This is a genomic window from Ruegeria sp. HKCCE4148, from assembly GCF_017872495.1.
Lineage (GTDB): Bacteria > Pseudomonadota > Alphaproteobacteria > Rhodobacterales > Rhodobacteraceae > Ruegeria.
Map to the genome: position 1 here is coordinate 17843 of NZ_JAEDOS010000005.1, position 25908 is coordinate 43750.

At 58.6% G+C, this 25908-nt stretch carries 22 protein-coding genes; 12 read left to right on the plus strand and 10 right to left on the minus strand.

Annotated features, from left to right (window positions below; all coding sequences use genetic code 11):
- Nucleotides 1-49 precede the first annotated feature (49 nt).
- Together I9187_RS14900 and I9187_RS14905 are read left to right on the plus strand one after the other, a co-directional pair.
- Nucleotides 50-745 carry an ATP-binding cassette domain-containing protein gene (locus I9187_RS14900; protein WP_171179288.1) on the plus strand — a complete coding sequence of 232 codons (696 nt, stop codon included), beginning with the start codon at nucleotides 50-52 and terminating at the stop codon, nucleotides 743-745.
- Complete coding sequence (locus I9187_RS14905; protein ID WP_209940233.1) at nucleotides 742-3270, plus strand: FtsX-like permease family protein; 2529 nt, start codon at nucleotides 742-744, stop codon at nucleotides 3268-3270. Before I9187_RS14900 ends, I9187_RS14905 begins: the two co-directional genes overlap by 4 nt.
- A gap of 2 nt (nucleotides 3271-3272) precedes the next feature.
- Here the strand turns inward: I9187_RS14905 and I9187_RS14910 are convergent, their stop codons facing one another.
- Nucleotides 3273-3719, minus strand: a complete 447-nt coding sequence (locus I9187_RS14910) for an Rrf2 family transcriptional regulator (RefSeq protein ID WP_171179277.1) — start codon at nucleotides 3717-3719, stop codon at nucleotides 3273-3275.
- A gap of 93 nt (nucleotides 3720-3812) precedes the next feature.
- Between I9187_RS14910 and I9187_RS14915 the strand changes: the two genes are divergently transcribed.
- Nucleotides 3813-4424 carry a gamma-glutamylcyclotransferase family protein gene (locus I9187_RS14915; protein WP_171179275.1) on the plus strand — a complete coding sequence of 204 codons (612 nt, stop codon included), beginning with the start codon at nucleotides 3813-3815 and terminating at the stop codon, nucleotides 4422-4424.
- 26 nt (nucleotides 4425-4450) lie between these two features.
- Here the strand turns inward: I9187_RS14915 and gltX are convergent, their stop codons facing one another.
- Nucleotides 4451-5776: a glutamate--tRNA ligase gene (gltX, locus tag I9187_RS14920; protein WP_209940234.1), complete on the minus strand. Its 1326-nt coding sequence runs from the start codon at nucleotides 5774-5776 to the stop codon at nucleotides 4451-4453.
- Between the two features lie 139 nt (nucleotides 5777-5915).
- Between gltX and I9187_RS14925 the strand changes: the two genes are divergently transcribed.
- Nucleotides 5916-6848 (plus strand): MBL fold metallo-hydrolase, encoded by a 933-nt coding sequence (locus tag I9187_RS14925; protein WP_171238482.1) that lies wholly within the window; start codon nucleotides 5916-5918, stop codon nucleotides 6846-6848.
- Between the two features lie 4 nt (nucleotides 6849-6852).
- Here the strand turns inward: I9187_RS14925 and I9187_RS14930 are convergent, their stop codons facing one another.
- The 3 genes from I9187_RS14930 to I9187_RS14940 form a co-directional block, all read right to left on the minus strand.
- Complete coding sequence (locus tag I9187_RS14930; protein ID WP_171179269.1) at nucleotides 6853-8184, minus strand: FAD-binding oxidoreductase; 1332 nt, start codon at nucleotides 8182-8184, stop codon at nucleotides 6853-6855.
- Nucleotides 8185-8322: 138 nt separating this feature from the next.
- Nucleotides 8323-8598, minus strand: coding sequence for a hypothetical protein (locus I9187_RS14935; protein WP_171179267.1), 276 nt, complete (start codon nucleotides 8596-8598; stop codon nucleotides 8323-8325).
- 264 nt (nucleotides 8599-8862) lie between these two features.
- Nucleotides 8863-10521 carry an NAD+ synthase gene (locus tag I9187_RS14940; protein WP_209509647.1) on the minus strand — a complete coding sequence of 553 codons (1659 nt, stop codon included), beginning with the start codon at nucleotides 10519-10521 and terminating at the stop codon, nucleotides 8863-8865.
- Between the two features lie 154 nt (nucleotides 10522-10675).
- On the opposite strand from I9187_RS14940, the gene I9187_RS14945 reads away from it, so the two are divergent.
- Complete coding sequence (locus tag I9187_RS14945) at nucleotides 10676-12157, plus strand: 2-isopropylmalate synthase (protein WP_171179262.1); 1482 nt, start codon at nucleotides 10676-10678, stop codon at nucleotides 12155-12157.
- A gap of 4 nt (nucleotides 12158-12161) precedes the next feature.
- On the opposite strand, the gene I9187_RS14950 is transcribed toward I9187_RS14945, so the two are convergent.
- On the minus strand, nucleotides 12162-12827 hold the full coding sequence (locus I9187_RS14950; RefSeq protein WP_171179260.1) for an SDR family NAD(P)-dependent oxidoreductase: 666 nt from the start codon (nucleotides 12825-12827) through the stop codon (nucleotides 12162-12164).
- Nucleotides 12828-13118: 291 nt separating this feature from the next.
- Here I9187_RS14950 and I9187_RS14955 point away from each other — a divergent pair, with 291 nt between their 5' ends.
- The gene (locus I9187_RS14955; protein WP_171179258.1) at nucleotides 13119-14687 is read left to right on the plus strand and encodes a 2-isopropylmalate synthase; all 1569 of its coding nucleotides are present in this window, start codon (nucleotides 13119-13121) and stop codon (nucleotides 14685-14687) included.
- Nucleotides 14688-14792: 105 nt separating this feature from the next.
- On the opposite strand, the gene rlmJ is transcribed toward I9187_RS14955, so the two are convergent.
- A complete protein-coding gene (rlmJ, locus tag I9187_RS14960; RefSeq protein WP_171179256.1) occupies nucleotides 14793-15578 on the minus strand; it encodes a 23S rRNA (adenine(2030)-N(6))-methyltransferase RlmJ in 786 nt (261 codons plus the stop codon).
- Nucleotides 15579-15733: 155 nt separating this feature from the next.
- Between rlmJ and I9187_RS14965 the strand changes: the two genes are divergently transcribed.
- The 6 genes from I9187_RS14965 to I9187_RS14990 are packed head-to-tail and all read left to right on the plus strand — an operon-like array spanning nucleotide 15734 to nucleotide 22300.
- On the plus strand, nucleotides 15734-16780 hold the full coding sequence (locus I9187_RS14965) for a rod shape-determining protein (protein ID WP_039523195.1): 1047 nt from the start codon (nucleotides 15734-15736) through the stop codon (nucleotides 16778-16780).
- 58 nt (nucleotides 16781-16838) lie between these two features.
- On the plus strand, nucleotides 16839-17741 hold the full coding sequence (gene mreC, locus I9187_RS14970; protein ID WP_171179254.1) for a rod shape-determining protein MreC: 903 nt from the start codon (nucleotides 16839-16841) through the stop codon (nucleotides 17739-17741).
- Nucleotides 17734-18270, plus strand: coding sequence for a rod shape-determining protein MreD (locus I9187_RS14975; protein ID WP_171179252.1), 537 nt, complete (start codon nucleotides 17734-17736; stop codon nucleotides 18268-18270). The genes mreC and I9187_RS14975 overlap by 8 nt, the downstream gene beginning before the upstream one ends.
- Nucleotides 18267-20216, plus strand: coding sequence for a penicillin-binding protein 2 (gene mrdA, locus I9187_RS14980; protein ID WP_209509645.1), 1950 nt, complete (start codon nucleotides 18267-18269; stop codon nucleotides 20214-20216). The genes I9187_RS14975 and mrdA overlap by 4 nt, the downstream gene beginning before the upstream one ends.
- Complete coding sequence (gene rodA / locus I9187_RS14985) at nucleotides 20213-21352, plus strand: rod shape-determining protein RodA (RefSeq protein ID WP_171179247.1); 1140 nt, start codon at nucleotides 20213-20215, stop codon at nucleotides 21350-21352. Before mrdA ends, rodA begins: the two co-directional genes overlap by 4 nt.
- A 15-nt stretch (nucleotides 21353-21367) precedes the next feature.
- Complete coding sequence (locus tag I9187_RS14990) at nucleotides 21368-22300, plus strand: glyoxylate/hydroxypyruvate reductase A (RefSeq protein ID WP_171238483.1); 933 nt, start codon at nucleotides 21368-21370, stop codon at nucleotides 22298-22300.
- A gap of 2 nt (nucleotides 22301-22302) precedes the next feature.
- On the opposite strand, the gene I9187_RS14995 is transcribed toward I9187_RS14990, so the two are convergent.
- The 3 genes from I9187_RS14995 to dut all read right to left on the minus strand — a co-directional run bounded on the left by I9187_RS14995 (nucleotide 22303) and on the right by dut (nucleotide 25898).
- On the minus strand, nucleotides 22303-24318 hold the full coding sequence (locus I9187_RS14995) for a M3 family metallopeptidase (protein ID WP_171179243.1): 2016 nt from the start codon (nucleotides 24316-24318) through the stop codon (nucleotides 22303-22305).
- Nucleotides 24319-24393: 75 nt separating this feature from the next.
- Entirely contained in the window at nucleotides 24394-25443 is a 1050-nt protein-coding gene (gene moeB, locus I9187_RS15000) for a molybdopterin-synthase adenylyltransferase MoeB (protein WP_171179241.1), read from the minus strand.
- Entirely contained in the window at nucleotides 25443-25898 is a 456-nt protein-coding gene (gene dut, locus I9187_RS15005) for a dUTP diphosphatase (protein WP_171179239.1), read from the minus strand. Before dut ends, moeB begins: the two co-directional genes overlap by 1 nt.
- Between the last annotated feature and the right edge of the window lie 10 nt (nucleotides 25899-25908).

The window sequence follows — 25908 nt, forward strand, 5'->3', positions numbered from 1 at the left end:
TGGTGATCGCTCCATATCCCAAAGGACCGCTCCTTAATCGGGTAAACCCATGACATCTGCTGTTCTCACCCTCCAAAATGCTGCTTTGTCGCTGGATGGCAATGCCGGGCGGGTCGATATTCTGCATGACATTACGTTGTCTGTGACCAAGGGTGAAACACTGGGCCTGATCGGGCCGTCCGGTTCGGGCAAATCTTCGCTCCTGATGTTGATGGGTGGGTTGGAGCAAGCGACCAGCGGACAGATCACCGCGCTGGATCAGGACCTGACAAGCATGGACGAAGATGCACTGGCCCGCTTTCGCCGCAACAACATGGGAGTGGTGTTCCAAAACTTTCACCTGATCCCGACCATGACTGCGCTTGAGAATGTCGCAACACCGCTGGAGCTGTCAGGGCACAGGGATGCGTTCGACCTGGCCGAGACTGAGCTGGACGCTGTCGGGCTATCGCATCGGCGCGATCACTATCCGGCGCAACTGTCGGGCGGTGAACAACAGCGCGTGGCACTTGCCCGTGCCTCAGCGCCGCGCCCCAAGATTTTGTTGGCAGATGAACCCACCGGGAACCTGGATGAAACCAACGGCGCTGCGATTGTTGATCTCCTGTTTGGACTGCGTCAGAAATTTGATGCGACCCTCGTTCTTGTCACTCACAGCCGTTCCTTGGCGGAACGCTGCGATCGGGTTGTTCGCCTTCGCGATGGACGGATTGCGGAAGAAACTCGGCAGGAGGCCGCCGAATGAGCCTGCGACTGGCGGGGCGGCTCGCCCGTCGCGAGCTGCGCGGAGGCTTGCGGGGGTTTAGGATCTTTCTGGCCTGTCTGGCGCTTGGCGTCGCAGCCATTGCAGCCGTAGGGTCGGTACGGCAAGCCATTCAAACCGGATTGGCGCAAGAAGGTGCTTCGCTTTTGGGCGGCGACGCCCAGCTTGAATTCACCTATCGCTTTGCAGATGAGGCCGAGCGCGCCTGGATGCAGCAAGCATCCGAGCAGGTGTCCGAGATCGTCGATTTCCGCTCGATGGCTGTTGTGCCCCGTGCCGAAGAACCGGAGCGCGCACTGACGCAAGTGAAATCTGTCGACACTGCGTACCCCTTGATTGGTTCGGTCAGACTGGATCCTGACATAACGCTGGATGACGCCCTAAACGGGACATCCGGCTTGCCCGGAGCAGTCATGGAACAAGTTCTGATCGACCGGCTTGGGCTGGCCGTTGGTGATCGCTTCAAGCTTGGGGCGCAGGAATTTGTCCTGACAGCCGCACTGGTGAACGAACCCGACAGCGCGGCAGATGGGTTTGGCCTTGGACCGCGCACATTGGTGAGAACCGAGGCGCTACAGACGTCTGGGTTGTTGGAGCCCGGCACTCTGTTTTCGACCAAATACCGTTTGAACCTGCCAGACACGATCGTCCTTGCCGAAATCGCCGCCGAAGCTGACAAAGCCTTCGACGGCACGGGAATGCGATGGAGCGATGCGCGCAACGGTGCCCCCGGTATTTCCGAGTTTGTCAGCCGCCTGAGCGCCTTTCTGGTTCTTGTCGGCCTCTCGGGCCTTGCGGTGGGCGGCATTGGCGTTTCAGCCGCCGTGCGCGCGTACCTGAGCCAAAAAACAGAAACCGTGGCGACCTTGCGCACCTTGGGGGCTGATCGCGCAACGATTTTTCAAACTTACATGCTTCAGATCGGCGTGCTGTCTGTCATCGGAATTGCGCTCGGCCTGGCGCTGGGCGGGCTGGCTCCGCTGCTTCTGGCGCCTCTGTTGGAAAGCCAGTTACCGGTTCCGGCAGTATTCTCGCTCTATCCACAGCCACTGATTGAGGCCGCAATCTATGGGCTGCTTACCGCATTTCTGTTCACGCTTTGGCCATTGGCCAGAACCGAAGACGTGCGGGCCGCAACCCTGTTTCGCGATGCGCTGAGTACGGCCCGAGCGCTCCCACGCCCGATTTATGTCATCGCCACCGCAATTGGTCTCGCATTGCTTGTCTCCGTTGCCGCCTGGTTCAGCGGTTCCACACGATTGACCCTTTGGACAAGCGGCGGGCTTGTAGGTGCGCTGGTTTTATTAAGCCTCTCTGCCTATGCCATTCGCAAACTGGCCCGGGCCGTAGCTCCTCTGGCACGCGGCCGCCCTGCCCTGCGATGGGCCTTGTCCGCCATTTCAGACCCGCGTGAGGGCGCAGGCTCGGTTGTTCTGTCGCTCGGTCTGGGCTTGTCCGTTCTGGCCGCCGTTGGACAGATCGACGGCACGCTGCGCAACGCAATCTCAGGCAACCTACCAGATGTCGCGCCCTCATATTTCTTTGTCGACATCCAAAAGGATCAGATGCCCGGCTTTTCCGATCGCCTGACCTCGGACCCTGCCGTCAGCCGCATCGAAAGCGCGCCAATGCTGCGTGGGATCATCACGCAGATCAATGGCCGCCCTGCCCGTGATGTGGCTGGTGATCATTGGGTGCTCGAAGGAGACCGTGGTGTCACCTATTCTGCCCGACCCCCGGCAAACGCGAATGTAACCGATGGGGAGTGGTGGCCCGAGGATTATTCGGGCACACCTCAGGTCAGCTTTGCCGCTGAAGAAGCCGCCGAAATGGGCCTGCAACTTGGCGATCAACTGACCGTCAATATCCTTGGTCGCGACATAACCGCAGAGCTGACCTCGTTGCGCGAGGTGGATTTCTCAACCGCAGGAATGGGATTCATCATGTCGATGAACCCCTCTGCCCTGTCCGGTGCACCGCATAGTTTCATCGCCACTGTCTATGCAGAAGAGCAGGCCGAGGCTGCCATCCTCAGGGATCTCGCAGGTCAGTTCCCCAACATCACGGCCATTCGCGTACGCGATGCCATCGACCGCGTTTCAGGGCTGCTGGCCGGTATCGCCGCCGCCACATCTTACGGCGCAGGTGTGTCCTTGCTAACCGGATTTCTGGTCTTGATCGGAGCCGCAGCGGCAGGCGAACCTGCCCGCAGATACGAAGCGGCAATCCTGAAAACCCTCGGGGCCAATCGGGGCCGCATCCTGCGCAGCTTTGGCCTGCGCTCTGTCTTATTGGGGGCCGCCGCAGGCTGCGTCGCCTTGCTGGTCGGCATTCTGGGCGGATGGGCCGTTGCCACCTACATTTTCGAGACGGATTTTGCGATCATCTGGTCTTCGGCGTTGGGCATTGTTCTGGCCGGGATCGGCGTCACGCTTTGCGCAGGTCTTGCCTTTGCTCTGCGCCCGCTTTCGGCCCGGCCAGCCCGCATCCTGCGCGCCAGCGACTAAGCTCAGCGCACACAGGCCACGGGCTGCAAAAGCTTCAGCAACGGATCATTGTCACAAACCAAAGCATCCAGCGAAACATCATCGAGAGAGGCGTAAAACACTTCGGCCGCGTCCTGCAGCGCCAACCGCAACCGGCAGGCATCCGTCAAGGGGCAGGTATTGTCCGCATCCGCAAAACATTCGGCAATGGGCAAGGCGCCCTCAACATGCCGGAACACCGCGCCGATCCGAATTTCTTCCGCCGGGCGCGCCAAAGACATGCCGCCATTGCGGCCGCGTTGTGTGCTTAGATAGTCCAACTGGCTCAGTTGGTTGATCACCTGCGCGAGATGATTTTCCGAAATGTTACACACTTCGGCAATTTCCGACTTGGTGACCAACCTGTCCGGGTGCGCTGCGCAATACATCAAAAGGCGCACGGCAATATTTGTCCGTTTCGTAATCCGCATGAGGGCCTCCCTGAATTCAAGATGCAGCCTTATTGCATGTCCGGGAAAAAAGCGGTTTGACATACATCAATCGATCAAAAGGACGCCTTATCCATGCCTGACCCCTATTTCTTTGGCTATGGCAGCCTTGTGAACCTCGCCACACATGATTTTCCCGACCCGCGTCCGGCAAAACTGAAAGGCTGGAGGCGGGCGTGGCGTCATACCGATCTGCGCCCGGTCGCGTTCCTGACCGCAGTTCCCGACCCCGAGGCTGAGATCGAAGGAATGATCGCGCATGTGCCAAAAAACGACTGGGCCGCACTGGATCAGCGGGAATGGGCCTATGACCGGGTTCCGGCAACGAATTCGATTTCACACACCCTGACGCATGATGTCGAAATCGCGGTTTATGCGGTGCCCCATGACCGGCACACCGCGCCCAGCAATCACCATCCCTTGCTGCTCAGTTATATCGATGTGGTTGTGCAGGGATACCTGAGGGCGTTTGGACCAGATGGTGCGGACCGGTTCTTTGCCACAACCGACGGCTGGGACGCGCCTGTTGTGAATGATCGGGCCGAGCCGAAATATCCCCGTCACCAACTGCTCAAACCTGACGAGACAGCATTTGTAGATAACCGCCTGAAGCGCGCATCGGTAAAGATAATCCAGCCACATCAACAAAAAGAGGCAGACGAATTTCCTGCCTCTTTCAAATTCTAAATTCATACCGTTTCGGTACGGAGCATTCAGCCCCGTGCGCGGATCACCTGCAGCAAGGGCAGTAGAGCCGCCATTTCCGGCCCCCGCTCCATCCCGGTCAGGGCTTTGCGCAGCGGCATGAACAGGCCCTTGCCCTTGCGGCCTGTTGCCTCTTTCACCGCTTTGGTCCAAGTACCCCAGGTCTCGCCATCAAACGGGCCATCGGGCAACAAAGCGACCGCTTCGGCAATAAACTCTCGATCTTCATCGGCAATCAATGGTTCGGCCCCATCGCGGCACAGTTCCCACCAGCCTTTCAGATCAGCCAGAGTGGTGATGTTTTCGCGCGCCATTGCCCAGAAGGGTTCCGCCAAATCAGCCGGAACTCCAGCGTCTTCCACCGCATCAGCTACATCTGTCAGCGGCAGCGATTGCAGGTGCTTTGCGGTCAGAGGGAACAGGTCCTGTACGTCAAACTTGGTCGGTGCCGCACCAAACCGGTTCACATCAAACCCTTCGATCAGTTCCGCCATGTCCGAGCGCAACTCAACCGGGTCAGACGACCCCAGACGCGCCATCAGGCTCAACAAAGCCATCGGCTGCAAGCCCTGTTCGCGCAGGTCGCGCAACGCCAGCGTGCCCAAACGTTTCGAAAGGGCCTCACCCTGCGGGCCGGTCAGTAGCGAGTGGTGGGCAAAACGGGGGCACTGGCCGCCCAGCGCTTCGATGATCTGGATCTGCGTAGCGGTGTTGGTCACGTGGTCCGACCCCCGCACCACATCGGTTACACCCATTTCGGTATCGTCCACAACGGACGCAATCGTGTAAAGCACCTGACCGTCACCGCGGATCAGCACGGGGTCAGAAACTGAAGCAGCATCAATCGAGATGTCGCCCAGAATACCATCAGTCCATTCGATACGCTCATGATCCAGCTTGAAGCGCCATACACCGTTGCCACGTTCGGCGCGCAGGGCGTCTTTCTCGGCATCTGACAGGTTCAGCGCGGCCCGGTCATAGACCGGTGGCTTGCCCATGTTCAGTTGCTTCTTGCGTTTCAAGTCCAGCTCGGTCGGCGTCTCAAACGCCTCATAGAACCGACCCATCTCACGCAGCTTGTCCGCAGCTTCGGCATAGCGATCCAAGCGCTCAGACTGGCGTTCAACCTTGTCCCAGTGCAGACCCAGCCACTCCAGATCCCGCTTGATGGCATCGACATATTCTTCTTTCGAGCGCTCGGGATCGGTGTCGTCAATTCGCAGGATGAATGTACCGCCCGCCTTGCGAGCGATCAGATAGTTCATCAGGGCGGTGCGCAGGTTGCCCACATGGATGTATCCGGTGGGCGACGGGGCGAAACGGGTGGTTGTCATGGGTGTCTCCTGTTGGCGCGGCTCTTGTCATAAGACGCGTGTTTTGTCCAGTCGCAGGCCCGCTCACGCGAACGTGGAGTGGCAGCCGCCCTGTTCCGTCCTATCTATTTGACGCTGGCACCTAAAGGGAGACCCCAAAATGACTTTCAATCTTACACGCCGCGCCGCGTTGGGCGCAGCCGCAGCTTTGCCATTTGCGTCTGCCGCTTCACCGCTTCTGGCTGCAGGCTCGGGCACCAAAGCAAACTCGACCATCGCCAAGTCCTTCACGCTGGGCGACTTTACGGTAACCACACTGCTGGATGGCAGCATTGCACGCGACGGTGCCAAAGAGATCTTTGGCGGTGGAGCGACAGATGAGGAATTCGCCAAGGTTTCAGCGGACAATTTCATTCCGGCAGATGCAGCCCAGTTTTTCTTTACCCCTTCACTGGTCAACACAGGTTCTGAACTGGTTCTTTTTGACACCGGATTGGGACAAGGTGGCATTCAGGCAGCTCTGGCCGATGCAGGCGTGACGCCGGACCAAATCGACGTCGTGGTGCTGACACACATGCATCCTGATCACATCGGAGGCATGACCACCAACGACGCGCCTACATTTGCAAATGCGCGTTACGTGACCGCTGCGCCCGAATATGATTTCTGGGCGGCGCAGGAGGCGGGCAACCGCGTCGGCGATCTGGTGGCCGCCAAGGTAACCCCACTGGCAGAAAAGATGAGCTTTATCGGCGACAGTGGCGAAGTGACGTCAGGCATCACGGCAGTCGCCGCGTATGGCCACACGCCAGGTCACACCGTGTATCATCTGGAAAGCAACGGACAGCGCCTTATCCTGACGGCAGATCTGGCCAACCACTATGTCTGGTCTTTCGCGCATCCCGAATGGGAGGTCCGATTTGACATGGACAAGGCAGCAGCAACAGCCGCGCGTCGCAACGTTCTGGGGATGCTGGCGGCAGATAAGGTACCGATGGTCGGCTATCACATGCCGTTCCCCGGCGCGGGCTTTGTCGAAACCCGAGGCGACGGTTTCCGCTTTGTCCCGGTCAGCTATCAGATGATGGGCTAAGCCGTTAATACCCCGGATCCGGCCTCACTTTCGAGCCGTCGGTGAACCGCGAAAGGCGAAACGCGGCCGGATCCACGCAAGGCGTCGTTTCAGCGACAAGATCGGCGATCAACCGTCCGGCGCCCGGACCAATGCCAAATCCATGGCCAGAGAATCCTGTGCCAATGAATAGGCCCGGCAACTCATCAACACCTGAGATCACCGGAATGGCGTCAGGCGTAACGTCGATCATTCCAGCCCAACTTTGCACAACTTCGCTGTTCATAAGCGCCGGGAACCCTTTGCAGGCGCGGCTCCAAGCGTGCCGCAACACTTTCTGCGATGGCTCAGGGTCCAAATTTCGGCACTGCTCGAACGGGGTCACATCGGTGGGCAGCCAGTGCCGATCGTGTCGCGCTTCGATCGCCCAGCGTCTGGACAGGCGAAAGCGCAAGGATTTCCACTCCTGCGCAAAGGCAGGCAAGAACCGTTTCGCAAGCCGGAAGCTGTCGGGCACAATGTCCACCGTGTTTTCGTGGCCAGACGCAATGGTATAGCCGCCGTCAGCGCGCTTGCGGATCGCAAAATCGTCGGACCACAACGCGGGTCCAGGCCCATCGTGCACGGGGGATGTGCGAAGCACTGTGTTCAAAACCTTGAGTTGCGGCAGCTCGACGCCCGCGTTGCCAGCAAACAACCGCGACCAGGCCCCACCCGCCAGAACGACGCGTCCGCAAACCACTTTTCCACGCTCGGTAAAGACACCGGAAATGTGCCCATCCTTGGTTTCGACGCTGCGGACTGCACATTGCGTCATGATCACAGCGCCCCGGTCTCGTGCAGCCTCGGCAATAGCCGGAGCAGCCCATTGCGGCTCGGCACGACCGTCCTGCGGCATGTAAAGCGCTGTTGTCAAACCTGTTTGGTGCCCTTGCAGCAAATCGGAAAGCTCACCGCCGGACACTATCCTGGCCCCGGTCTGCAATCCCTCAACATGGCGCATCCACTTTTGCAGGTTGGCTGCGTCTCTTGCGCCAGAGGCCCCAAAAAGGATGCCGGATTGGGTATAGCCTGTTTCGCGCCCCAAACGCTCGTCCAGCGTTTGCCAGATGCGCAACGCCTCTTGCATCAGGGGAATTTCCCTTGGGTCTCGCATACCCAGACGCACCCAACCCCAATTGCGCGAACTCTGCTCTGCTGCAATCTGACCCTTTTCACACAAAAGAACAGAAGCGCCGCGTTCAGCTAGCTCCAATGCCGTTGAAACGCCGATGATGCCACCGCCAATAACAACAACATCCACATGTTTGGGCAGAGCCAGATCAGATTCAACTGGGGTCGGTTTGGGTGCGGTCATCAATAGGTCTTACATCGGTCGCTTGGACCAGTATGGAGACCTGCCCGCCGCGTATAGGCAATGTGAATTCCGAGCGTTGTTGCAGTATTTTCGACACCTGTGGCCCAGGTGCCGAAATCGGTGTCAGCAACGAGCGTATTAGGCCGCGCCGGACAACTCTGCCCATTTCTGGCGCAAGATCGCCGACAACCCGTTTTGTTTGGATGCCGCTTGATTTGTTACTTCCTTTTGCGGCAGCAACCTCGGAAACTCGGTTCGGAAATTGAGTGCAGCAAGCTCATCCAATTCTCGCTGTTCCTCCATTAGATTGGCGATCGCCGCATCCAGCTTTTCTTCATCCAATTCTTGCGGCTGCGTCTCTATAGACCGCCATTTCAAAGGTGTATGAAGCGAATTGTCATATTCCTTGTACATTTTACCACCACACCGTTCACTCAGACATCTAACCCGGGATGCGTCGCTCGTACCGCGAACCAATTTTACGCGTACAGATTAAATTGCGTCGCACCCGCCCCACATCGGGCAACTTCTAAGCAAAAATGTGGCAGAAAAATGTCGCGCAGGCAAGCTTGAGGCAGCCGTAACCGCCTCAAATCACAATCAATTTCTCACACTTGGGATACAATTTTGCCTAATCTATAGACACTGTTTCCAAACTGGCCGTCCGGCCCCTGGTTTTCAGGTCCGATCGCGCCATCGATTCACAATTGGATAGCGCCGATCCAGCCAGAACGCCCGCTTGCTGAGGCGCGTACCGGGGGCAGACTGGAACCGTTTGTATTCACTGATGTAAATCAGATGTTCGACCCGCCGGGCCTCGGCTACGTCATACCCGGCAGCGACGCAGTCGGCGATTGAGCCATCCTGATCGACCAAAATCTCAAGGATACCGTCCAGAACCGGGTAGTCGGGCAAGCTGTCGCTGTCCTTCTGGTCTGCGCGCAGCTCGGCACTTGGCGGTTTGTCGATAATGGACGGGCGGATCACCTCGCACTTGGGACCCATCATCCAGTCACGATGATTGACGTTGCGCCAACGGCAGGTTTCAAACACGCGGGTTTTGTACAGATCTTTGATCGGATTATAACCGCCATTCATGTCGCCATAGATCGTGGCATAGCCCACTGCGACCTCGGACTTGTTGCCGGTGGTCAACAGCATTTCACCAAACTTGTTCGAGATCGCCATCAGCAACAGTCCACGCAGGCGAGACTGAATATTTTCCTCGGTCAGTCCTTCGTCCAGCCCTGAAAACAAAGGCGCCAGAGTATTCGTTACCGCGGCCCGGCCCTCGGAAATCGGCACAAAATCATAGTGCACGCCCAGCGCCTTGGCGACGGCCTCGGCATCATCCAGCGAAGCCTGGCTGGTATATTCCGATGGCAACATCACACAGCGCACGTTTTCGGCCCCGATGGCGTCAACCGCGATGGCCGCCACCAAGGCAGAATCGACCCCGCCTGACAGACCAAGAAGCGCCTTTTTGAAACCCGTCTTGCCCATATAGTCCCGCAGCGATTGCACCATCGCGCGGTAATCCTGCTCCCATACATCTGGCTGAGGAACGATTTCGGCCGGCGTAATCCGCCAGCCATCGTCACCACGCTCAAGGTCCACTTGTGAGACAGTTTCGTCAAAAACAGGCATCCGGAAGGCCAGCTCTCCACCCGGGTTCAGGCCAAAGCTAGCACCGTCAAAAACCTGATCGTCCTGCCCGCCCACCATGTTCAGGTAAATCAGCGGCAGACCTGTTTCGACAACCCGTGCCACCATGTGATTTAGGCGCACGTCATACTTGTTGCGGAAATAGGGCGATCCGTTGGGGATCAGCAGAAACTCGGCCCCGGTTTCCTCGAGCGTTTCTGCGACGTCCGGGTGCCAGCCATCCTCGCAAATCGGGCTGCCTATACGGAAGTTTCCAACTGAATACGGCCCACCCAACGGTCCGGCATCGTACAGGCGCACTTCGTCAAAAACGGTTTCGTTCGGCAAATGATGTTTCAAAACCTTGCTGGTGATCCGCCCGTTTTTGAGGATCAGGTAGGCGTTGAACAACTTGTCCTCTTCCGCCCAAGGCGCGCCAATGGCAATCGCTGGTCCGTCTGCGCATGTTTTGGCCAACGCCTCGACCGCCGCCATGGCCGCACGGTGAAACACTGGCTTCTGGATCAGATCCTGCGTGTTGTACCCGGTGATGAACATCTCGGGGAAAGCCACCAGATCAGCACCGGCCGCCTTGCCTTGCTCCCATGCGGAAACGGCCTTGTCTGCGTTGCCTTCGATGTCGCCCACGGTTGGGTTCAGTTGCGCCAAAGTGATGCGGAAACGGTCGGCCATGCTGCCCTCTTGCCTCGTCAGTCCTATTGCCATTTAGCAGATCACCGCGCGAGTAAAAGGCCAATGCGGCAAAAGCCGTTGCCCTGCCTTCGACGGTATCCTAGTTTTGCTTTCAAAGATGCAACCAGCGATGACCCGGCAGGCAGGACCGAAAATGAACGTGATCCGATACTCGATTTTGGCAGCGGGGCTAAGTCTGTCCGCGGCGACAGCGTTTGCGCAGGACGGAACGGTCATCGTCAAAGATGACGAGGTTGGCGGCGTCTATGAAGGCACCTATGAAAACGGTTTGCGTCACGGGACGGGGACGTACAGGCTGCCCAACGGGTTTGAATACACGGGCCAGTGGGTTGAAGGCGAGATTCAGGGTCAGGGCTTGACCCGCTATCCGGACGGGTCGATCTATGAAGGCAGTTTTGCCAAAGGCCAACCCGAAGGGCGCGGTAAGATCGTTTACGCCAATGGCAGCAGCTATGACGGCGAATGGTCCAACGGGTCGATCAACGGTACGGGAGTTGCAGAATTTGCAAATGGCACGCGCTATGAAGGTGAGTTCAAAAACGCCCAGCGGCACGGCAAAGGCATTCTGACTTTTCCCGACGGATACATCTATGATGGCGACTGGGTTGATGGTCAGCGGCAGGGCAAGGCCAAAGTCACCTACGCGGACGGCAGCGTGTACGAAGGCGACGTCAGTGCAGGTTTGCGCGATGGCACGGGCACGCAAACCATTCCCGACGGCATGATATATTCCGGTGAATGGGCGCAGGATCAGATCACCGGCACCGGTCGCCTGACCTATGCCAATGGCGATGTCTACGAGGGCGAACTGGTAGAAGGGCGCCGTCAGGGCAAAGGCAAAGTGACCCACGCGCAAGGCGACGTGTACGAAGGCGACTTTGTCGATGATCGCCGCCAGGGCAAGGGCACGTTCACCGGCACGGACGGCTTTGTGTATACCGGCGACTGGAACCAGGGACAGATCGAAGGTCTGGGAGAGCTGACTTATCCCGATGGCTCGGTTTATGTCGGCGATTTTGTTGCCGATTTGGCCGAGGGTACGGGCCGCATCACCTATCCTGATGGGTCAACCTATGAAGGTGATTGGATCGCGGGCGTGATCGAGGGTCAGGGCACGGCCACTTATGCCAACGGAATGATCTACAAGGGCCAGTTCAAGAACGCGCAAAGCCATGGCAAGGGCGTCGTGACACGCGCGGACGGTTCGGTCTATGACGGCGACTGGGTCGATGGCGTTCGCCAGGGCAAAGGCAAAGCGACCTATTCCGACGGGACCATCTATACCGGTGATTTTCTGAACGGAAAACGACATGGCAAAGGGGAAATCGTGACCCCCGCTGGCTTCAAATACGTGGGCGACTGGTCCGAAGGTAAGATCGAAGGCGTCGGCGTCGCCACTTATTCGAACGGCGATGTGTACGAAGGCAATTTTGTCGATAACAAGCGCCAGGGCAGCGGAACGATGCGCTATGCCAACGGGCAGGAAGAAACTGGTATTTGGGAAAACGGAGTCTTGCCGGGCCGTGCCTCTGACCAGCAAAGCGAGTCAGACACGCCGGATCCACAGCCCGCGCCGGATGATCAGGCCGAAACGCCCGAGGCCTCCGACGGGTAAACGCTCACCAAGGAACGGGTTGCCCGGCCCAATCAAAGAAACCGCCGGTATCCTCTGGCGTCAGTCCATTGATCACGGATAACAGGTTTTGGGCGGCGACCTCCGGCTCGACGGCGGGATGCCGATTCAAGTACTTCTGAGTGAACGCAGTTTTCACGGTCCCTGGATGCAAGGCGACACAAATCGCCTGCTTATGCGTCCGCGACAGCTCGATGGCTGAGGTATGGACAACCTGATTTACCGCAGCCTTGGCGGCCCGGTAGCTGATCCAGCCGCCCATCCGATTGTCCGCGATGGATCCTACACGCGCTGAGAGAACCGCAAAAACCGACCGCCCCTTGCGGGGCAAAAGCCTGTGTGCCCGGCTCAGCACCAAAGCCGGACCTACCGCGTTGAGTGCAAATTGATCCATCATCGCCTTGGCTGAAACCGCACGAATTGTCTTTTCCGGTGCAGCGCCTTCGATCTCCAACGCTCCGGATGCGACCAGTATCAAGTCAAAGGGATCGGACAGCCCATCAATGATCGGCAACGCATGGTCAGGGTCAGTCAGATCGAACCCATCCATTGACCGCGACAGACCCGTTACCGAGACGCCTTGCGACTCTAAGGTAGTACAAACCGCAGCGCCAATGCCGCCCGAGGCTCCGATGATCAATGCTGTTTTCATCTGCATCCAGCTAGCTGCGCAGAGGGCACAATCAAGTTGGTCTGGAATGAGAAAGCCAGCGCAGGACCCCTCGGGCGCAAATTGGTCTTTTCATTCCTGCCGGGCTCTGTATAACCTCAATCCCATGATCAACCATGCAGATATCCTTTGTGCCGACACCGCCATGCGCGGTGCGTCTCTGCGTGGCCTACTGATCCTAATCCGCCTCTGAGCGTGCCATCCGGCGCGCCCGCTCAGAGGAGGACGCCAGCGCGCCAAGAAGGCTTTAGGACAGACAAGAAAGAGATTCCCATGACAAACGTGACCGACCAAGACCGCGTCTTGATCTTCGATACCACTTTGCGCGACGGCGAGCAGAGCCCCGGAGCGACCATGACCCATGACGAAAAGCTGGAGATTGCCGAGCTGCTGGACGAAATGGGCGTCGACATCATCGAGGCTGGCTTTCCAATCGCGTCCGAGGGTGATTTCAAGGCGGTGTCCGAGATCGCCCAACGCGCGAAAAATAGCCGCATCTGCGGTCTGGCGCGCGCTAACTTCGCCGACATTGATCGCTGTTGGGAGGCGGTGAAACACGCCGAGCAAAACCGGATTCACACGTTTATCGGCACTTCTCCGCTGCACCGCGCCATTCCGAATCTGACAATGGATGAGATGGCCGACAAGATCCACGAAACGGTCAGCCACGCGCGTAATCTGTGCGAAAACGTACAGTGGTCGCCTATGGATGCGACGCGGACGGAGTGGGACTACCTGTGCCGCGTAATCGAGATTGCAATCAAAGCCGGGGCTACCACGATCAACATTCCAGATACTGTGGGATACACCGCACCGGTCGAAAGCGCTGACCTGATCAAACGCCTGATCGAAACGGTTCCGGGCGCGGATGAGGTGATCTTTGCCACCCATTGCCACAACGACCTGGGCATGGCGACCGCGAACTCGCTGGCCGCAGTCGCTGGTGGCGCGCGTCAGATCGAATGCACCATCAACGGGTTGGGCGAACGTGCGGGCAACACCGCGTTGGAAGAAGTCGTGATGGCCCTGCGCACCCGCAATGACATCATGCCTTGGCACACCGGTATCGACACCACCAAGATCATGCATATCTCCCGTCGCGTGGCGACAGTGTCGGGGTTCAACGTGCAGTTCAACAAGGCCATTGTTGGCAAGAACGCCTTTGCGCATGAAAGCGGCATCCATCAAGACGGGATGCTCAAGAACCGCGAAAACTTTGAAATCATGCGCCCCGAGGACATTGGCCTGTCCGGTACTTCTCTGCCGCTGGGCAAACACTCGGGCCGCGCGGCGCTGCGCGACAAGCTTGAGACTTTGGGTTTTGAGGTTGGTGACAACCAACTCAAAGACATCTTCGTGCGATTCAAGGATCTGGCCGACCGCAAGAAAGAGGTGTTTGACGACGACCTCATCGCGTTGATGACGATGGATGATCACGATGATTATCTTCAGCTTGTCTCGATGAAAGTGACCTGCGGTACAGGTGGTCAGGCGGAATCCACGGTCGAGTTGGAAATGGACGGCAAGGACGTTATCGCCACTGAACATGGTGACGGACCGGTGGACGCGACCTTCAAAGCGATACGGGCAATCTATCCCAACACCGCCCGCCTTCAGCTGTATCAGGTTCATGCGGTCACCGAAGGCACCGATGCGCAAGCCACAGTGTCTGTTCGCCTGAGCGAGGATGGAATGATCGCCACAGGCCAGTCAGCCAATACAGACACGGTGGTGGCCTCGGCCAAAGCGTATATCCACGCGCTGAACCGCCTGATCGTACGGCGCGAAAAAGCGGGTCCCGGTGCTGATACGCGTGAGATCAGCTATAAAGACCTGACCTGAACGGCCCAAGGGCTCCCGCACCCGCGGCGGCCCGGCTTCGCCGTCCCTTCTTGGGCTTTGGGCCCGGCAGCGCGCTTATGGCGCGCTGCCGGGCCCAACTTCTTTTCAAAGCTGGTCAAACAAAGTGGACAGACGTTCCACTTCGTCTTCGATGCCAAACGGGGCGTTGATGATGAACATGCCGGAGCCGACCATCCGATGCCCTTGACGAACCGGAGGGAACGTCACCTCGTGACAGACAGCTTTGGGGTAGTTTTGCAACTTCAAAGCACGGGTCATGGGCAGGTGGCGCTTATCCGAAAGGATGGGATACCACAGCGCAATGATACCGACATTCCACTTACGGTGCAGCTTGGCGATGATCCCGGGCAGCCGGTCATAATCGGTTTTCACCTCATAACTCGGGTCGATCAGCAGCATACCCCTGCGAGGTGTGGGTGGAAGCAGGGATTGCGCCAGCGCAAAACCGTCTTGCTGGTAAACCTTGGCCCCAAAGGGCGACATGGCCAAGGCCAGAGCGGCATGTTCTTGTGGGTGAAGTTCCGCAAAATGCAAGCTGTCCTGATCCCGCAGCAGATTGGCCGCAACCAGTGGCGATCCGGGATAGGCAGAGGAACCGTGCCGCGCCTGCACGCGGTGCAAAACGCGCGCCATTGGATGATCATCCCCGAACCAACCCTCTTGCTGTGCACGCTTGATCCCTGCAGCCGCCTCGCCGGTGCGCACGGCTTCGGCCGCATCCAGCTTGTACAAACCCCGCCCGGAATGCGTTTCGATATAGCTGAGCGGCTTGTCCTTGCGTGTCAGATAATTCAGCACCCAGGCCAACAATGCGTGCTTTTGGACATCAGCCAGATTGCCGGCGTGGTAAATGTGTTGATAAGAGAGCATTTTGCCTTCTAAAGTCCCAATCAATAAGGCGGAAAGGTGCTGATTGTCGCGGAATCAGCCCTTTTACCGGGCGTGATGGCACCCTATAAGTCATCCGTCCCGGAACCGTCGAGTCGCGGGCAGTAGAAAAACCGACATACAGGATCAGGGGAAACATGGGGATCTTTGGCAATCTGGGCGGCCTGTTCACAGCGGATATGGCTATCGACCTTGGAACAGCAAACACGCTGGTTTACGTCAAGGGGCGCGGTGTCATCCTGTCTGAACCCTCGGTGGTCGCCTATCACGTCAAGGACGGTGTGAAAAAGGTTCTCGCAGTTGGCGAGGATGCCAAGCTGATGCTGGGCCGGACACCCGGTTCGATCGAAGCCATCCGCCCGATGCGCGAAGGTGTGATTGCCGACTTCGACACAGCGGAAGAGATGATCAAGCACTTCATCCGCAAAGTGCACAAGCGCTCGACCTTCTCAAAACCCAAGATCATCGTCTGTGTGCCTCATGGTGCGACGCCGGTCGAAAAACGCGCGATCCGTCAATCGGTTCTGTCAGCGGGCGCGCGCCGCGCTGGCCTTATTGCAGAACCGATTGCAGCCGCGATTGGCGCAGGGATGCCGATCACCGACCCAACCGGCAACATGGTCGTCGACATCGGCGGCGGGACAACCGAAGTTGCGGTTCTGTCGCTGGGTGACATTGTTTACGCCCGCTCGGTCCGCGTGGGCGGCGACCGTATGGACGAAGCCATCATCTCGTACTTGCGTCGCCAACAAAACCTGCTGGTCGGTGAATCCACCGCTGAGCGGATCAAGACCACCATCGGCACCGCCCGTATGCCCGACGATGGCCGTGGCCAGTCGATGCACATCCGAGGGCGCGACCTGCTGAATGGTGTACCCAAGGAAATTGAGATCAGCCAGGCTCAGGTTGCCGAAGCACTCTCGGAACCCGTACAGCAGATTTGCGAAGCGGTTATGACCGCTCTGGAAACCACTCCGCCCGATCTGGCGGCAGATATTGTGGACCGGGGTGTGATGCTGACCGGGGGCGGTGCGCTTCTGGGTGATCTGGATCTGGCCCTGCGTGAACAGACTGGTCTGGCCGTGTCGATTGCAGATGAAAGCCTGAATTGTGTGGCTTTGGGCACCGGCAAGGCGCTAGAATATGAAAAACAGCTGCGCCACGCGATTGACTACGAAAGCTAAGGCGCGCACCCTTTGCACATAGGGTAAATTCGGCACGAGCAGCACGGGAAGGTAACCTGTGGCAAAAGACCGATCACAGCGCGATGACTACACAACCCCCTTGCGGCGTTTGCTGTTGGGCATCGTTATTATGTGTTTACTGGGTATCTTTCTGGTCTGGCGTATTGATAGCCCGCGCGTGGAACGGTTCCGTGCGCAGGTGGTAGATACGGTCGTCCCTTCGATGGAATGGGCCATGGTGCCCGTTACGGCCGCCGTTAATCTAGTACGCGATTTCCAAAGCTACCAACGCCTGAGCGAACAAAACCGTGAACTGCGCAGCGAATTGCGCCTGATGCGCGCCTGGAAAGAGGCCGCGCTGCAACTAGAGCAGGAAAACGCCCGGTTGTTGGATCTCAACAACGTACGTCTTGATCCGCGCCTGACTTATATCACCGGTGTTGTGATGGCCGACAGCGGCTCGCCTTTCCGGCAATCTGTTTTGCTGAACGTAGGCGAGCGCGACGGCATCGTCGATGGATGGGCCACGATGGACGGCATCGGTCTTGTTGGGCGGATCTCGGGTGTTGGTTCCGATACAGCCCGCGTTATTCTGGTGACAGATGCCACCAGCGCCATCCCTGCTACCATCCAACCATCGGGTCAGACTGCGTTGATCAAAGGCGACAACACGCCTGCGCCTGTGGTCGAGTTCCTTGAGAACCGAGAACTGGTTCGCCCCGGAGATCGCGTCATTACTTCAGGCGACGGCGGCGTGTTTCCGGCTGGCCTGCTGATCGGCCAGATTGCAGCGGATCCGGGTGGCCGGTTGCGCGTGCGCTTGTCGGCTGATTTCGAACGGCTGGAGTTTTTGCGGGTTCTGCGATTCAACTCAGCCCCGACCATTCGGGACCCCGGTGGCATCGTCGGCCCCACCCGCCCCGAAGCCGCTCTATCTCCTGAGGAACTTGGCGATGGATAAGCCAGCCTCACATAACTTGGCCATGCGGGGCCTTTTTGCGGCGCTGGCCGTCTTGGTGCTGTTCCTGCACTTGTTGCCGCTGGATGCACAACCCAACCGCTGGCCCTTTCCTGACGTTCTGATTGCCCTGACCTTTGCCTGGGTGCTGCGTCGCCCAGATTATGTCCCAACCCTGCTGGTTGCGTTCGTGATGTTGATGGCGGATCTTCTTCTGCAACGCCCACCCGGTCTTTTGGCGGCACTGGTTGTCTTTGGATCAGCCTATCTGCGTTCGGCGGCACCCGGTATGAAAGATGCCGGTTTTGTTGGAGAATGGATGTCCGTTGGCGTGGTCATCACGGGCGTCTTTCTGGCGAACAGGGTCATTCTTTCGATCTTGTCTGTGCAACAGGCCGCGTTGTGGCCCGTCATGATCCAGCTTATTCTGACGATCGCCTGCTATCCCGCCATTGTGGGACTCAGCCAAAGCGTGTTCGGGGTCCGTCGCATGTCCGCGTCGGATGCCAGTGCTGTAGGAGGTCGGGCATGAAGCCACGCAAGCCCAAGTCTCAGGGTCTGGCCTATAAACGCCTGCCAAGGCGGGCTCTGCTTCTGGGTGGCCTGCAAGCGGCCTTTGTTGGCGGACTAGCGGCACGTATGCGGTTCATGCAGGTGGATCAGGCCGATCAATATCGCCTTCTGGCCGAGGAAAACCGCATCAACATCCGTCTAATCCCCCCGGACCGCGGGCGGATCTATGACCGGAACGGGCAGATCATTGGCCAGAACTCTCCATCCTACCGTATCGTCATTGTGCGCGAAGACGCTGGTGATGTGGACCAAGTGATCCGCAAGTTATCAGAACTGATCCCGCTGAACGAGGATGAGATCGAACGGGCCATGACCGAGATGCGCCGCTCAGCCCCGTTCTTGCCGGTCACGCTGGCCGATCAGGTCACGTGGGAAGACATATCGAAAGTCGCGGTCAATGCCCCTGCACTGCCGGGTGTCACGCCCGAAGTGGGTTTGACACGACAATATCCACGCTATGAGGACTTCGCCCACATCGTTGGATATGTCGGACCGGTCAGTGACTACGACCTCAGTCAGATCGAAGACCCTGAACCCGTTCTGCGAATCCCCCGGTTTCAGATCGGAAAGGTGGGTCTTGAGGCAAGGCAGGAAATCTCATTGCGCGGCAAGGCAGGCGCCAAGCGTGTCGAAGTCAACGCCACCGGTCGTGTCATGCGCGAGCTGGACCGGCAAGAAGGCCAACCCGGGGCCGACTTGCAGCTGTCCGTCGATGCAGACCTTCAACAATACGCCCAAGCCCGGTTGGCTAGCGAAAGCGCCGCCGCTGTCGTGATCGATTGCGAAACTGGTGATCTGCGCGCAATGGCCTCGGCGCCCAGCTTCGATCCCAACCTGTTCGTACGTGGTATCTCGGTCGCGGATTACCGTATGCTGACACAGGACAAGTATCGCCCGTTGGCAAACAAGACGGTCCAGGGCACTTACCCGCCCGGTTCGACATTTAAGATGGTTACCGCGTTGGCAGCGCTTGAGGCCGGAGTCGTCGGCCCCGGCAACACCGTTTACTGCCCCGGCCATCTGAAAGTTGGCAGCCGTCGCTTCCACTGCTGGAAGCGTGGTGGTCATGGTATGGTGGACCTGAATACCTCGCTTAAACGCAGTTGCGACGTGTATTATTACGATGTGGCGATAAAGGTGGGCATCGACAGAATCTCCGAGATGGCCAACACCCTTGGACTGGGCATCAAGCATGACATTCCCATGTCCGCTGTGCGCGCCGGACTGGCGCCCAATCAGGAATGGAAACAAAGGGTGCATGGCGAAGAATGGCTGATCGGCGACACCGCAAACGCCTCCATCGGACAAGGCTTTATGTTGGCTTCGCCCATGCAATTGGCTGTCATGACCGCGCGGATTGCCACCGGACGCGCGGTCTCACCCCGTCTGGTGCGGTCTGTCAACGGGGTTGAGCAGCCTAGCGGTGCAGGTGAACCGCTCACGATCAGCCCAACCAATCTCAGACACATCCGCGAAGCGATGTGGTCCGTTTCAAACGACCGTCGTGGCACTGCTTATCGCAGCCGTATCATCGCAGATGATCTCCGCATGGCGGGTAAAACCGGCACAAGTCAGGTGCGCAACATTACCAAAGCCGAGCGTGCAGCCGGTGTGATCCGCAACGAGGATCTGCCCTGGGAACGCCGCGACCACGCGCTGTTCGTCAGTTTTGCCCCGTACGACAAACCCAAATACGCCATTGCTGTCGTAGTTGAACATGGGGGCGGGGGGTCCAAGGCGGCAGCCCCGGTGGCGCGGGACATCATGCTTCAGGCCCTTTACAACGGCACGCCGCCACTCGACGCGTATCCCGTCGGCGACCGGGACCGTATCAAGGAACAGCAAAAACGGCTTGAAGGTGACCGTCGTCCCAAAGCGCGTCCTGACGGAAAGGACCGCGCATGAGCTATCTTGAATATGCCGTCAAATCCACACCGTCTGGATTCCGGAAATTCCTCTACATGAACTGGCCCCTGACCCTGCTGCTGATCAGCACGGCCAGCGCTGGATTCCTGATGTTGTATTCGGTTGCGGGTGGTTCGTGGACGCCCTGGGCCGAGCCGCAGATGGAACGGTTCGGTCTTGGCCTGACAGCGATGTTCATCATTGCACTGGTGCCAATCTGGTTCTGGCGCAACATGTCCGTTCTGGCCTATCTGGGCTCGGTCGCTTTGCTGGTGTTTGTTGAACTGTTTGGCACCATCGGCATGGGCGCGCAGCGCTGGATCGACCTTGGTTTCATGCGTTTGCAACCATCAGAAGTCATGAAGGTCGCACTGGTTATGGTGCTGGCGGCCTACTACGACTGGCTGCCGTCGCACAAGACATCCCGACCGCTGTGGGTTTTTATCCCCGTGGCACTGATCATCCTGCCTACCTTGTTGGTTCTGAAGCAACCGGACCTTGGCACATCGATCCTTCTGTTGGCCGCTGGTGGCGGGCTGATGTTTCTGGCGGGCGTCCACTGGGCTTATTTTGCGGCTGTTATCGCTGCGGTCGTGGGTTTGATCGCCGCTGTGTTCAACAGCCGCGGGACGGATTGGCAATTGCTCAAGGACTATCAGTTCCGCCGGATTGACACCTTTCTTGACCCCTCGACCGACCCATTGGGCGCGGGGTACCATATCACGCAGTCCAAGATCGCCCTCGGGTCCGGCGGCTGGAACGGGCGCGGTTTCATGCAAGGAACACAGTCCCGTTTGAATTTTCTGCCTGAAAAGCACACCGACTTCATTTTCACGACGCTGGCGGAAGAGTTCGGATTTGTAGGAGGTATCACGCTGTTGATCCTCTACGCGCTGATCCTTGTGTTCTGTATGGTTACGGCTCTTGCTACCAAGGATCGGTTTTCCTCACTGGTCACTCTGGGCATCGCACTGAACTTTTTCCTTTTCTTTGCCGTCAACATGTCGATGGTGATGGGCATGGCCCCGGTTGTCGGCGTACCACTGCCAATGGTCAGCTATGGCGGATCGGCCATGCTGGTGCTGATGGCTGCGTTCGGCATCGTCCAAAGCGCACATATTCACCGCCCCCGCTGATCTGAAAGGCCCACGATGCCCGCTAACGTCCTGTTTTCCGCACGCTCTGCTCTGTGGCCCGTGTACGAACCGCTGCTGACTCAGTACTTGGCTGACGCAAAAGTCGACGCGCGGCTCAGCACGGAATTTGAACCGGATCAGGTCGACTATGTCGTTTATGCCCCCAACGGCGGAGTACACGATTTCACACCCTTCACCCGTCTGAAAGCTGTACTGAGCCTTTGGGCTGGTATCGAGAAAATCGCGGACAATGAAACGCTGACCGTCCCATTGGCGCGGATGGTGGATCACGGATTGACGCAGGGCATGACTGAATGGGTGGTTGGGCACGTGCTACGCTACCACCTAGGAATAGACCGGCACATCCTCGTGCAGGATGGCGTCTGGGAACCGGAAGCGCCGCCATTGGCAAAAGAGCGTATCGTCTGCATTTTAGGGCTGGGCACGTTGGGCGAGGCCGCGGCCCGAGCCCTGACTGCGCTTAACTTTCAAGTCACCGGTTGGAGCCGCACCGCCAAAGACATCCCCGGCGTGACCTGCTTGCATGGCTCCGAAGGGCTTCGCCAAGCGCTTTCTCAGGCTGAAATCGTGGTACTATTGCTGCCCGATACCCCCGCCACGGAAAACGCGCTGAATGCCGAAACGTTGGCCTTGCTGCCTAAGGGCGCACGGATCATCAACCCGGGACGTGGCCCGCTGATTGATGACGACGCGCTTCTGGATGCGCTGAACTCTGGTCAGGTTGGGCACGCAACGCTGGACGTGTTCCGTGTCGAGCCCTTGCCCGAAGACCATCCCTACTGGACACATCCGAACGTGACTGTGACCCCTCACATCGCGTCTGAGACCCGCCCGGTCACAGCCGCGCAGGTCATTTGCGAAAACATCCGACGTGGCGAAGCCGGTGAGCCCTTTGTGCATTTAGTGGATCGCACGCTGGGTTACTGAATTCAGGCCGCGATCAAGCCGCGGCCTTTCAACAGGGCGTCCACGCCTGGCAATCGCCCCCGGAACGCCAGATACAGGTCTTCCGCCTCTCGCGACCCGCCGGTGGACAGGATGTTGTCTTCCAGCGCCTTGGCGCGTTCGGTATCAAAGGCACCGCCCGCCTCTTCAAAGGCGGCGAAGGCGTCAGCATCCATCACCTCGGACCACATGTAGCTGTAGTAGCCCGAGCTATAGCCATCACCGGCAAAGACATGGGCAAAGTGGGGCGTGGCGTGGCGCATCCCGATGGCATGCGGCATCCCGAGGTCCGCCAGAACTTCGGCCTGTTTTGCCATCGGATCTGCCGGGGCATCCCCATCATGGAAGGCCAGATCAACAAGGGCCGAAGCAACATATTCCACGGTCTGGAACCCTTGATCGAAATTAGCGGCTTTCAACACTTTCTGCAGCATCTCCTGCGGCATTGGCTCGCCCGTTTCGGCATGGGTCGCAAATTCGGCCAGAACCTCGGGCACTTCCAGCCAGTGTTCGTAAAGCTGGCTGGGCAGTTCGACAAAATCACGCGCGACCGAAGTGCCCGAGATGCTCTCATAGGTCACATTCGACAGCATCTGATGCAGGGCGTGGCCGAATTCGTGGAACAATGTCCGCGCGTCGTCATAAGACAGCAGCGCCGGATCACCCTTGGCAAAGTTGCAGACATTGATCACAACCGGCGCCTGATCTTTCGGGAACTTCGCCTGCGCCCGCATCGCGCTGCACCACGCACCAGACCGTTTCGATCCCCGCGCAAAGTAGTCACCGATGAAAACGGCAATATGCTGCCCGCCACGTGTGACTTCCCAGGCCCGGCAATCCGGGTGATAGAGCGGAACGTCCAGCGGCGCGAATTCCAGCCCGAACAGACGGTTTGCGCAGGCAAAAGACGCCTCGATCATACGATCCAGTTGCAGATAGGGTTTCAGGGCCGCCTCATCCAGATCGTGTTCCGCCTTGCGCCGCTTTTCGGCGTAGTAGCGCCAATCCCAGGCTTCCAGCGGACCGTTGATGCCGTCTTCCTGCATCATCTGCGTCAGGATCTCGGCGTCAGCATCGGCACGGGATTTTGCCGGTTCCCACACCTGCATCAACAGTTCACGCACGCGGTCCGGTGTGCGGGCCATTTCGGTTTCCAGCTTGTAGTCGGCGAAACTGTCATAGCCCAGCAGCTTGGCGCGTTGCTCACGCAAACCTAAAATCTCGGCAGCGATGTCGCGGTTGTCAGTGTCGCCCCCATTGGCACCGCGAGCTGCCCAGGCGCGATAAGCCTTTTCGCGCAGGTCCCGACGAGGTGAGAATTGCAGGAACGGTACAATCAGCGACCGCGACAGGGTCACCACTGGTCCCTGTGCCTCTTTCTCTAGCCCCGCAGCGCGGGCTGCATCCAGGACGAAATCTGGCAGGCCCTGCAGATCCTCTTCGGTCAGGTCCATGAACCAGTCCCTCTCATCTGCCAACAGGTTTTGAGTAAAGGACGTCCCCAAAGAGGCGAGGCGCGACTTGATCTCTTGCATCCGTGTATCGTCTTCCCCTGCCAGCGCTGCGCCAGCACGCACGAAACCGCGATGGGTCAACATCAGCACACGCGCCTGTTCTTCGGTCAGGTTCAGATCATCGCGCCGCGCCCACAGGTCGGCCACGCGTTTGAACAGCGCCTTGTTCGAAGAAATGCCGGAAAAATGTGCCGACAGTTTGGGGGAGAACTCTCGCTGCAACTCTTCCCGTCTGGGATTGCTGTCTGCCCCTGCAACCGTGAAAAAGACCGACAGAACCTTGTCCAACTGCTCGCCCGCAGCCTCCAAAGCCTCAATCGTATTGCCAAAGGTCGGAGCGTCAGAATTCTCGGCAATCGCAGCGATCTGATCGTTATGCGCCGTCATTGCCTGATCCAGCGCCGGGGTAAAATCATCGTCCGAAATTTCGGCAAAGGGAGCAATTTCAAACGGGGTGGTCCAGCTGGACAGGATCGGGTTGGTCATTCGGATCTCCTTTGACCCTATAGCTAAGTCGCCTAGGCCGGGTGTTCTAGAACCCACAGCCTGCGTAAAGAAAGGTTAATCGTTCGCGGTGCCGCAGACGGGGCAATCGGCGCGACGGGTCAGGGTAATCTTGCGGCTTTCGCCGTACAGAGCGTCATAGATCAACATCTCGCTACGCAACGCCATGCCCGCGCCCGTGATCACCTTGATCGCTTCGACCGCCATCATCGACCCAACAACGCCGGGCAAGGGGCCGATCACCCCAGCCTCGGAACAGGACGGGGCCAAGCCTGGGGCCGGTGCTTCGGGGAAAATACACTGATAGCAGGGGCTGCCGTTGGCCGGGTCAAACACACTCAGCTGCCCCTCCCACTGCGACAAGGCCCCCGAGATCAAAGGCTTGCCAAGCGCGACGGCCGCGCGGTTGGCAAGATAGCGCGTGTCAAAATTATCGGTCCCGTCAAGAATAAGATCGAAATCGGCAAACAGATCGGCCGCGATCTCATCGTTCAACCTGCGATGATAGGGCAGAACCACCACGTTCGGGTTTTGCGCCTCCATCGCTTGTTGGGCCGAAAAGACCTTGGGCATCCCGATATCTGCGTCACGGTGAATGACCTGCCGTTGCAGGTTGGCGTTCTCGACGATGTCGTCATCTATGACGCCGATTGTGCCCACCCCGGCTGCTGCCAGATATTGCAAAGCAGGGGCCCCCAAACCACCCGCGCCAATCACCAGCACCCGTGCTTTTTTCAGCTTTTTCTGCCCCGGACCGCCCAATTCGCGCAATACGATGTGACGGGCATAGCGGTCCAGCTCGGTCTCGGTAAATCGGTCGGAGGGCATGGTAGGTTCCTGATCTGAAACGGACTCTGCGCGATTGCGCAGGGCTTTCAGCACCCTTCCATACACCAAAACAATCGCGCCGAAACCCACAAGGATCAGCCACATTGCCGCCGAGCCGCCCGTCGCCTGACGCAGCGGATGCCCGTCTGGCAAGATCAGATGAGACAGGATCACTCCGGCCAAAAGCACACTGACCGAAACCACACGCGCTGTTTTTGACGTGCCGGCGATATAGCCAACACCCCAAAGTCCTGCGGCCAGAACAAAAACCAGCAGCATCAGCCGCGCCCGGTTGAGCCAAAGCCGCCGGACCCGCGACCAGTTTCGCCCAATTCCTCAGCCAACTCGAAGGTGGCCTGCACGACAGGCGCGACCACCAGTTGCGCGATGCGCTCACCATGGGCAATTTCGAAGCGGTCCTGACCTGCGTTCATCACGATCACGCCCAAAGGTCCGCGATAATCACTGTCGATGGTGCCTGGCGTGTTGGGCAGTGTAATCCCGTGTTTCAGCGCAAGGCCCGAGCGGGGACGGACCTGAACCTCGTACCCCTTGGGAATTTCGATACGCAGGCCAGTTGGCACGAGCGTGCGTTGGCCAGGTTCCAACACGATAGGGGTGCCACCTGGCAAGTTGGCGCGCACATCCGCCCCGGCAGCACCAGCCGTTTCGTAAGACGGAAGCGCGACAGCGGGGTCTGCACCGTCTTCTCGGATCACTCGAATTGCAACCATGCCCATGCCT

Excerpts from the sequence above, each read along its gene's own strand:
- I9187_RS14900 (WP_171179288.1), top strand. The coding sequence starts at position 50 with ATGACATCTGCTGTTCTCACCCTCCAAAATGCTGCTTTGTCGCTGGAT.
- I9187_RS14905 (WP_209940233.1), top strand. The coding sequence starts at position 742 with ATGAGCCTGCGACTGGCGGGGCGGCTCGCCCGTCGCGAGCTGCGCGGA.
- I9187_RS14910 (WP_171179277.1), bottom strand. The coding sequence starts at position 3,719 with ATGCGGATTACGAAACGGACAAATATTGCCGTGCGCCTTTTGATGTAT.
- I9187_RS14915 (WP_171179275.1), top strand. The coding sequence starts at position 3,813 with ATGCCTGACCCCTATTTCTTTGGCTATGGCAGCCTTGTGAACCTCGCC.
- gltX (WP_209940234.1), bottom strand. The coding sequence starts at position 5,776 with ATGACAACCACCCGTTTCGCCCCGTCGCCCACCGGATACATCCATGTG.
- I9187_RS14925 (WP_171238482.1), top strand. The coding sequence starts at position 5,916 with ATGACTTTCAATCTTACACGCCGCGCCGCGTTGGGCGCAGCCGCAGCT.
- I9187_RS14930 (WP_171179269.1), bottom strand. The coding sequence starts at position 8,184 with ATGACCGCACCCAAACCGACCCCAGTTGAATCTGATCTGGCTCTGCCC.
- I9187_RS14935 (WP_171179267.1), bottom strand. The coding sequence starts at position 8,598 with ATGTACAAGGAATATGACAATTCGCTTCATACACCTTTGAAATGGCGG.
- I9187_RS14940 (WP_209509647.1), bottom strand. The coding sequence starts at position 10,521 with ATGGCCGACCGTTTCCGCATCACTTTGGCGCAACTGAACCCAACCGTG.
- I9187_RS14945 (WP_171179262.1), top strand. The coding sequence starts at position 10,676 with ATGAACGTGATCCGATACTCGATTTTGGCAGCGGGGCTAAGTCTGTCC.
- I9187_RS14950 (WP_171179260.1), bottom strand. The coding sequence starts at position 12,827 with ATGAAAACAGCATTGATCATCGGAGCCTCGGGCGGCATTGGCGCTGCG.
- I9187_RS14955 (WP_171179258.1), top strand. The coding sequence starts at position 13,119 with ATGACAAACGTGACCGACCAAGACCGCGTCTTGATCTTCGATACCACT.
- rlmJ (WP_171179256.1), bottom strand. The coding sequence starts at position 15,578 with ATGCTCTCTTATCAACACATTTACCACGCCGGCAATCTGGCTGATGTC.
- I9187_RS14965 (WP_039523195.1), top strand. The coding sequence starts at position 15,734 with ATGGGGATCTTTGGCAATCTGGGCGGCCTGTTCACAGCGGATATGGCT.
- I9187_RS14975 (WP_171179252.1), top strand. The coding sequence starts at position 17,734 with ATGGATAAGCCAGCCTCACATAACTTGGCCATGCGGGGCCTTTTTGCG.
- mrdA (WP_209509645.1), top strand. The coding sequence starts at position 18,267 with ATGAAGCCACGCAAGCCCAAGTCTCAGGGTCTGGCCTATAAACGCCTG.
- rodA (WP_171179247.1), top strand. The coding sequence starts at position 20,213 with ATGAGCTATCTTGAATATGCCGTCAAATCCACACCGTCTGGATTCCGG.
- I9187_RS14990 (WP_171238483.1), top strand. The coding sequence starts at position 21,368 with ATGCCCGCTAACGTCCTGTTTTCCGCACGCTCTGCTCTGTGGCCCGTG.
- I9187_RS14995 (WP_171179243.1), bottom strand. The coding sequence starts at position 24,318 with ATGACCAACCCGATCCTGTCCAGCTGGACCACCCCGTTTGAAATTGCT.
- moeB (WP_171179241.1), bottom strand. The coding sequence starts at position 25,443 with ATGCTGCTGGTTTTTGTTCTGGCCGCAGGACTTTGGGGTGTTGGCTAT.
- dut (WP_171179239.1), bottom strand. The coding sequence starts at position 25,898 with ATGGTTGCAATTCGAGTGATCCGAGAAGACGGTGCAGACCCCGCTGTC.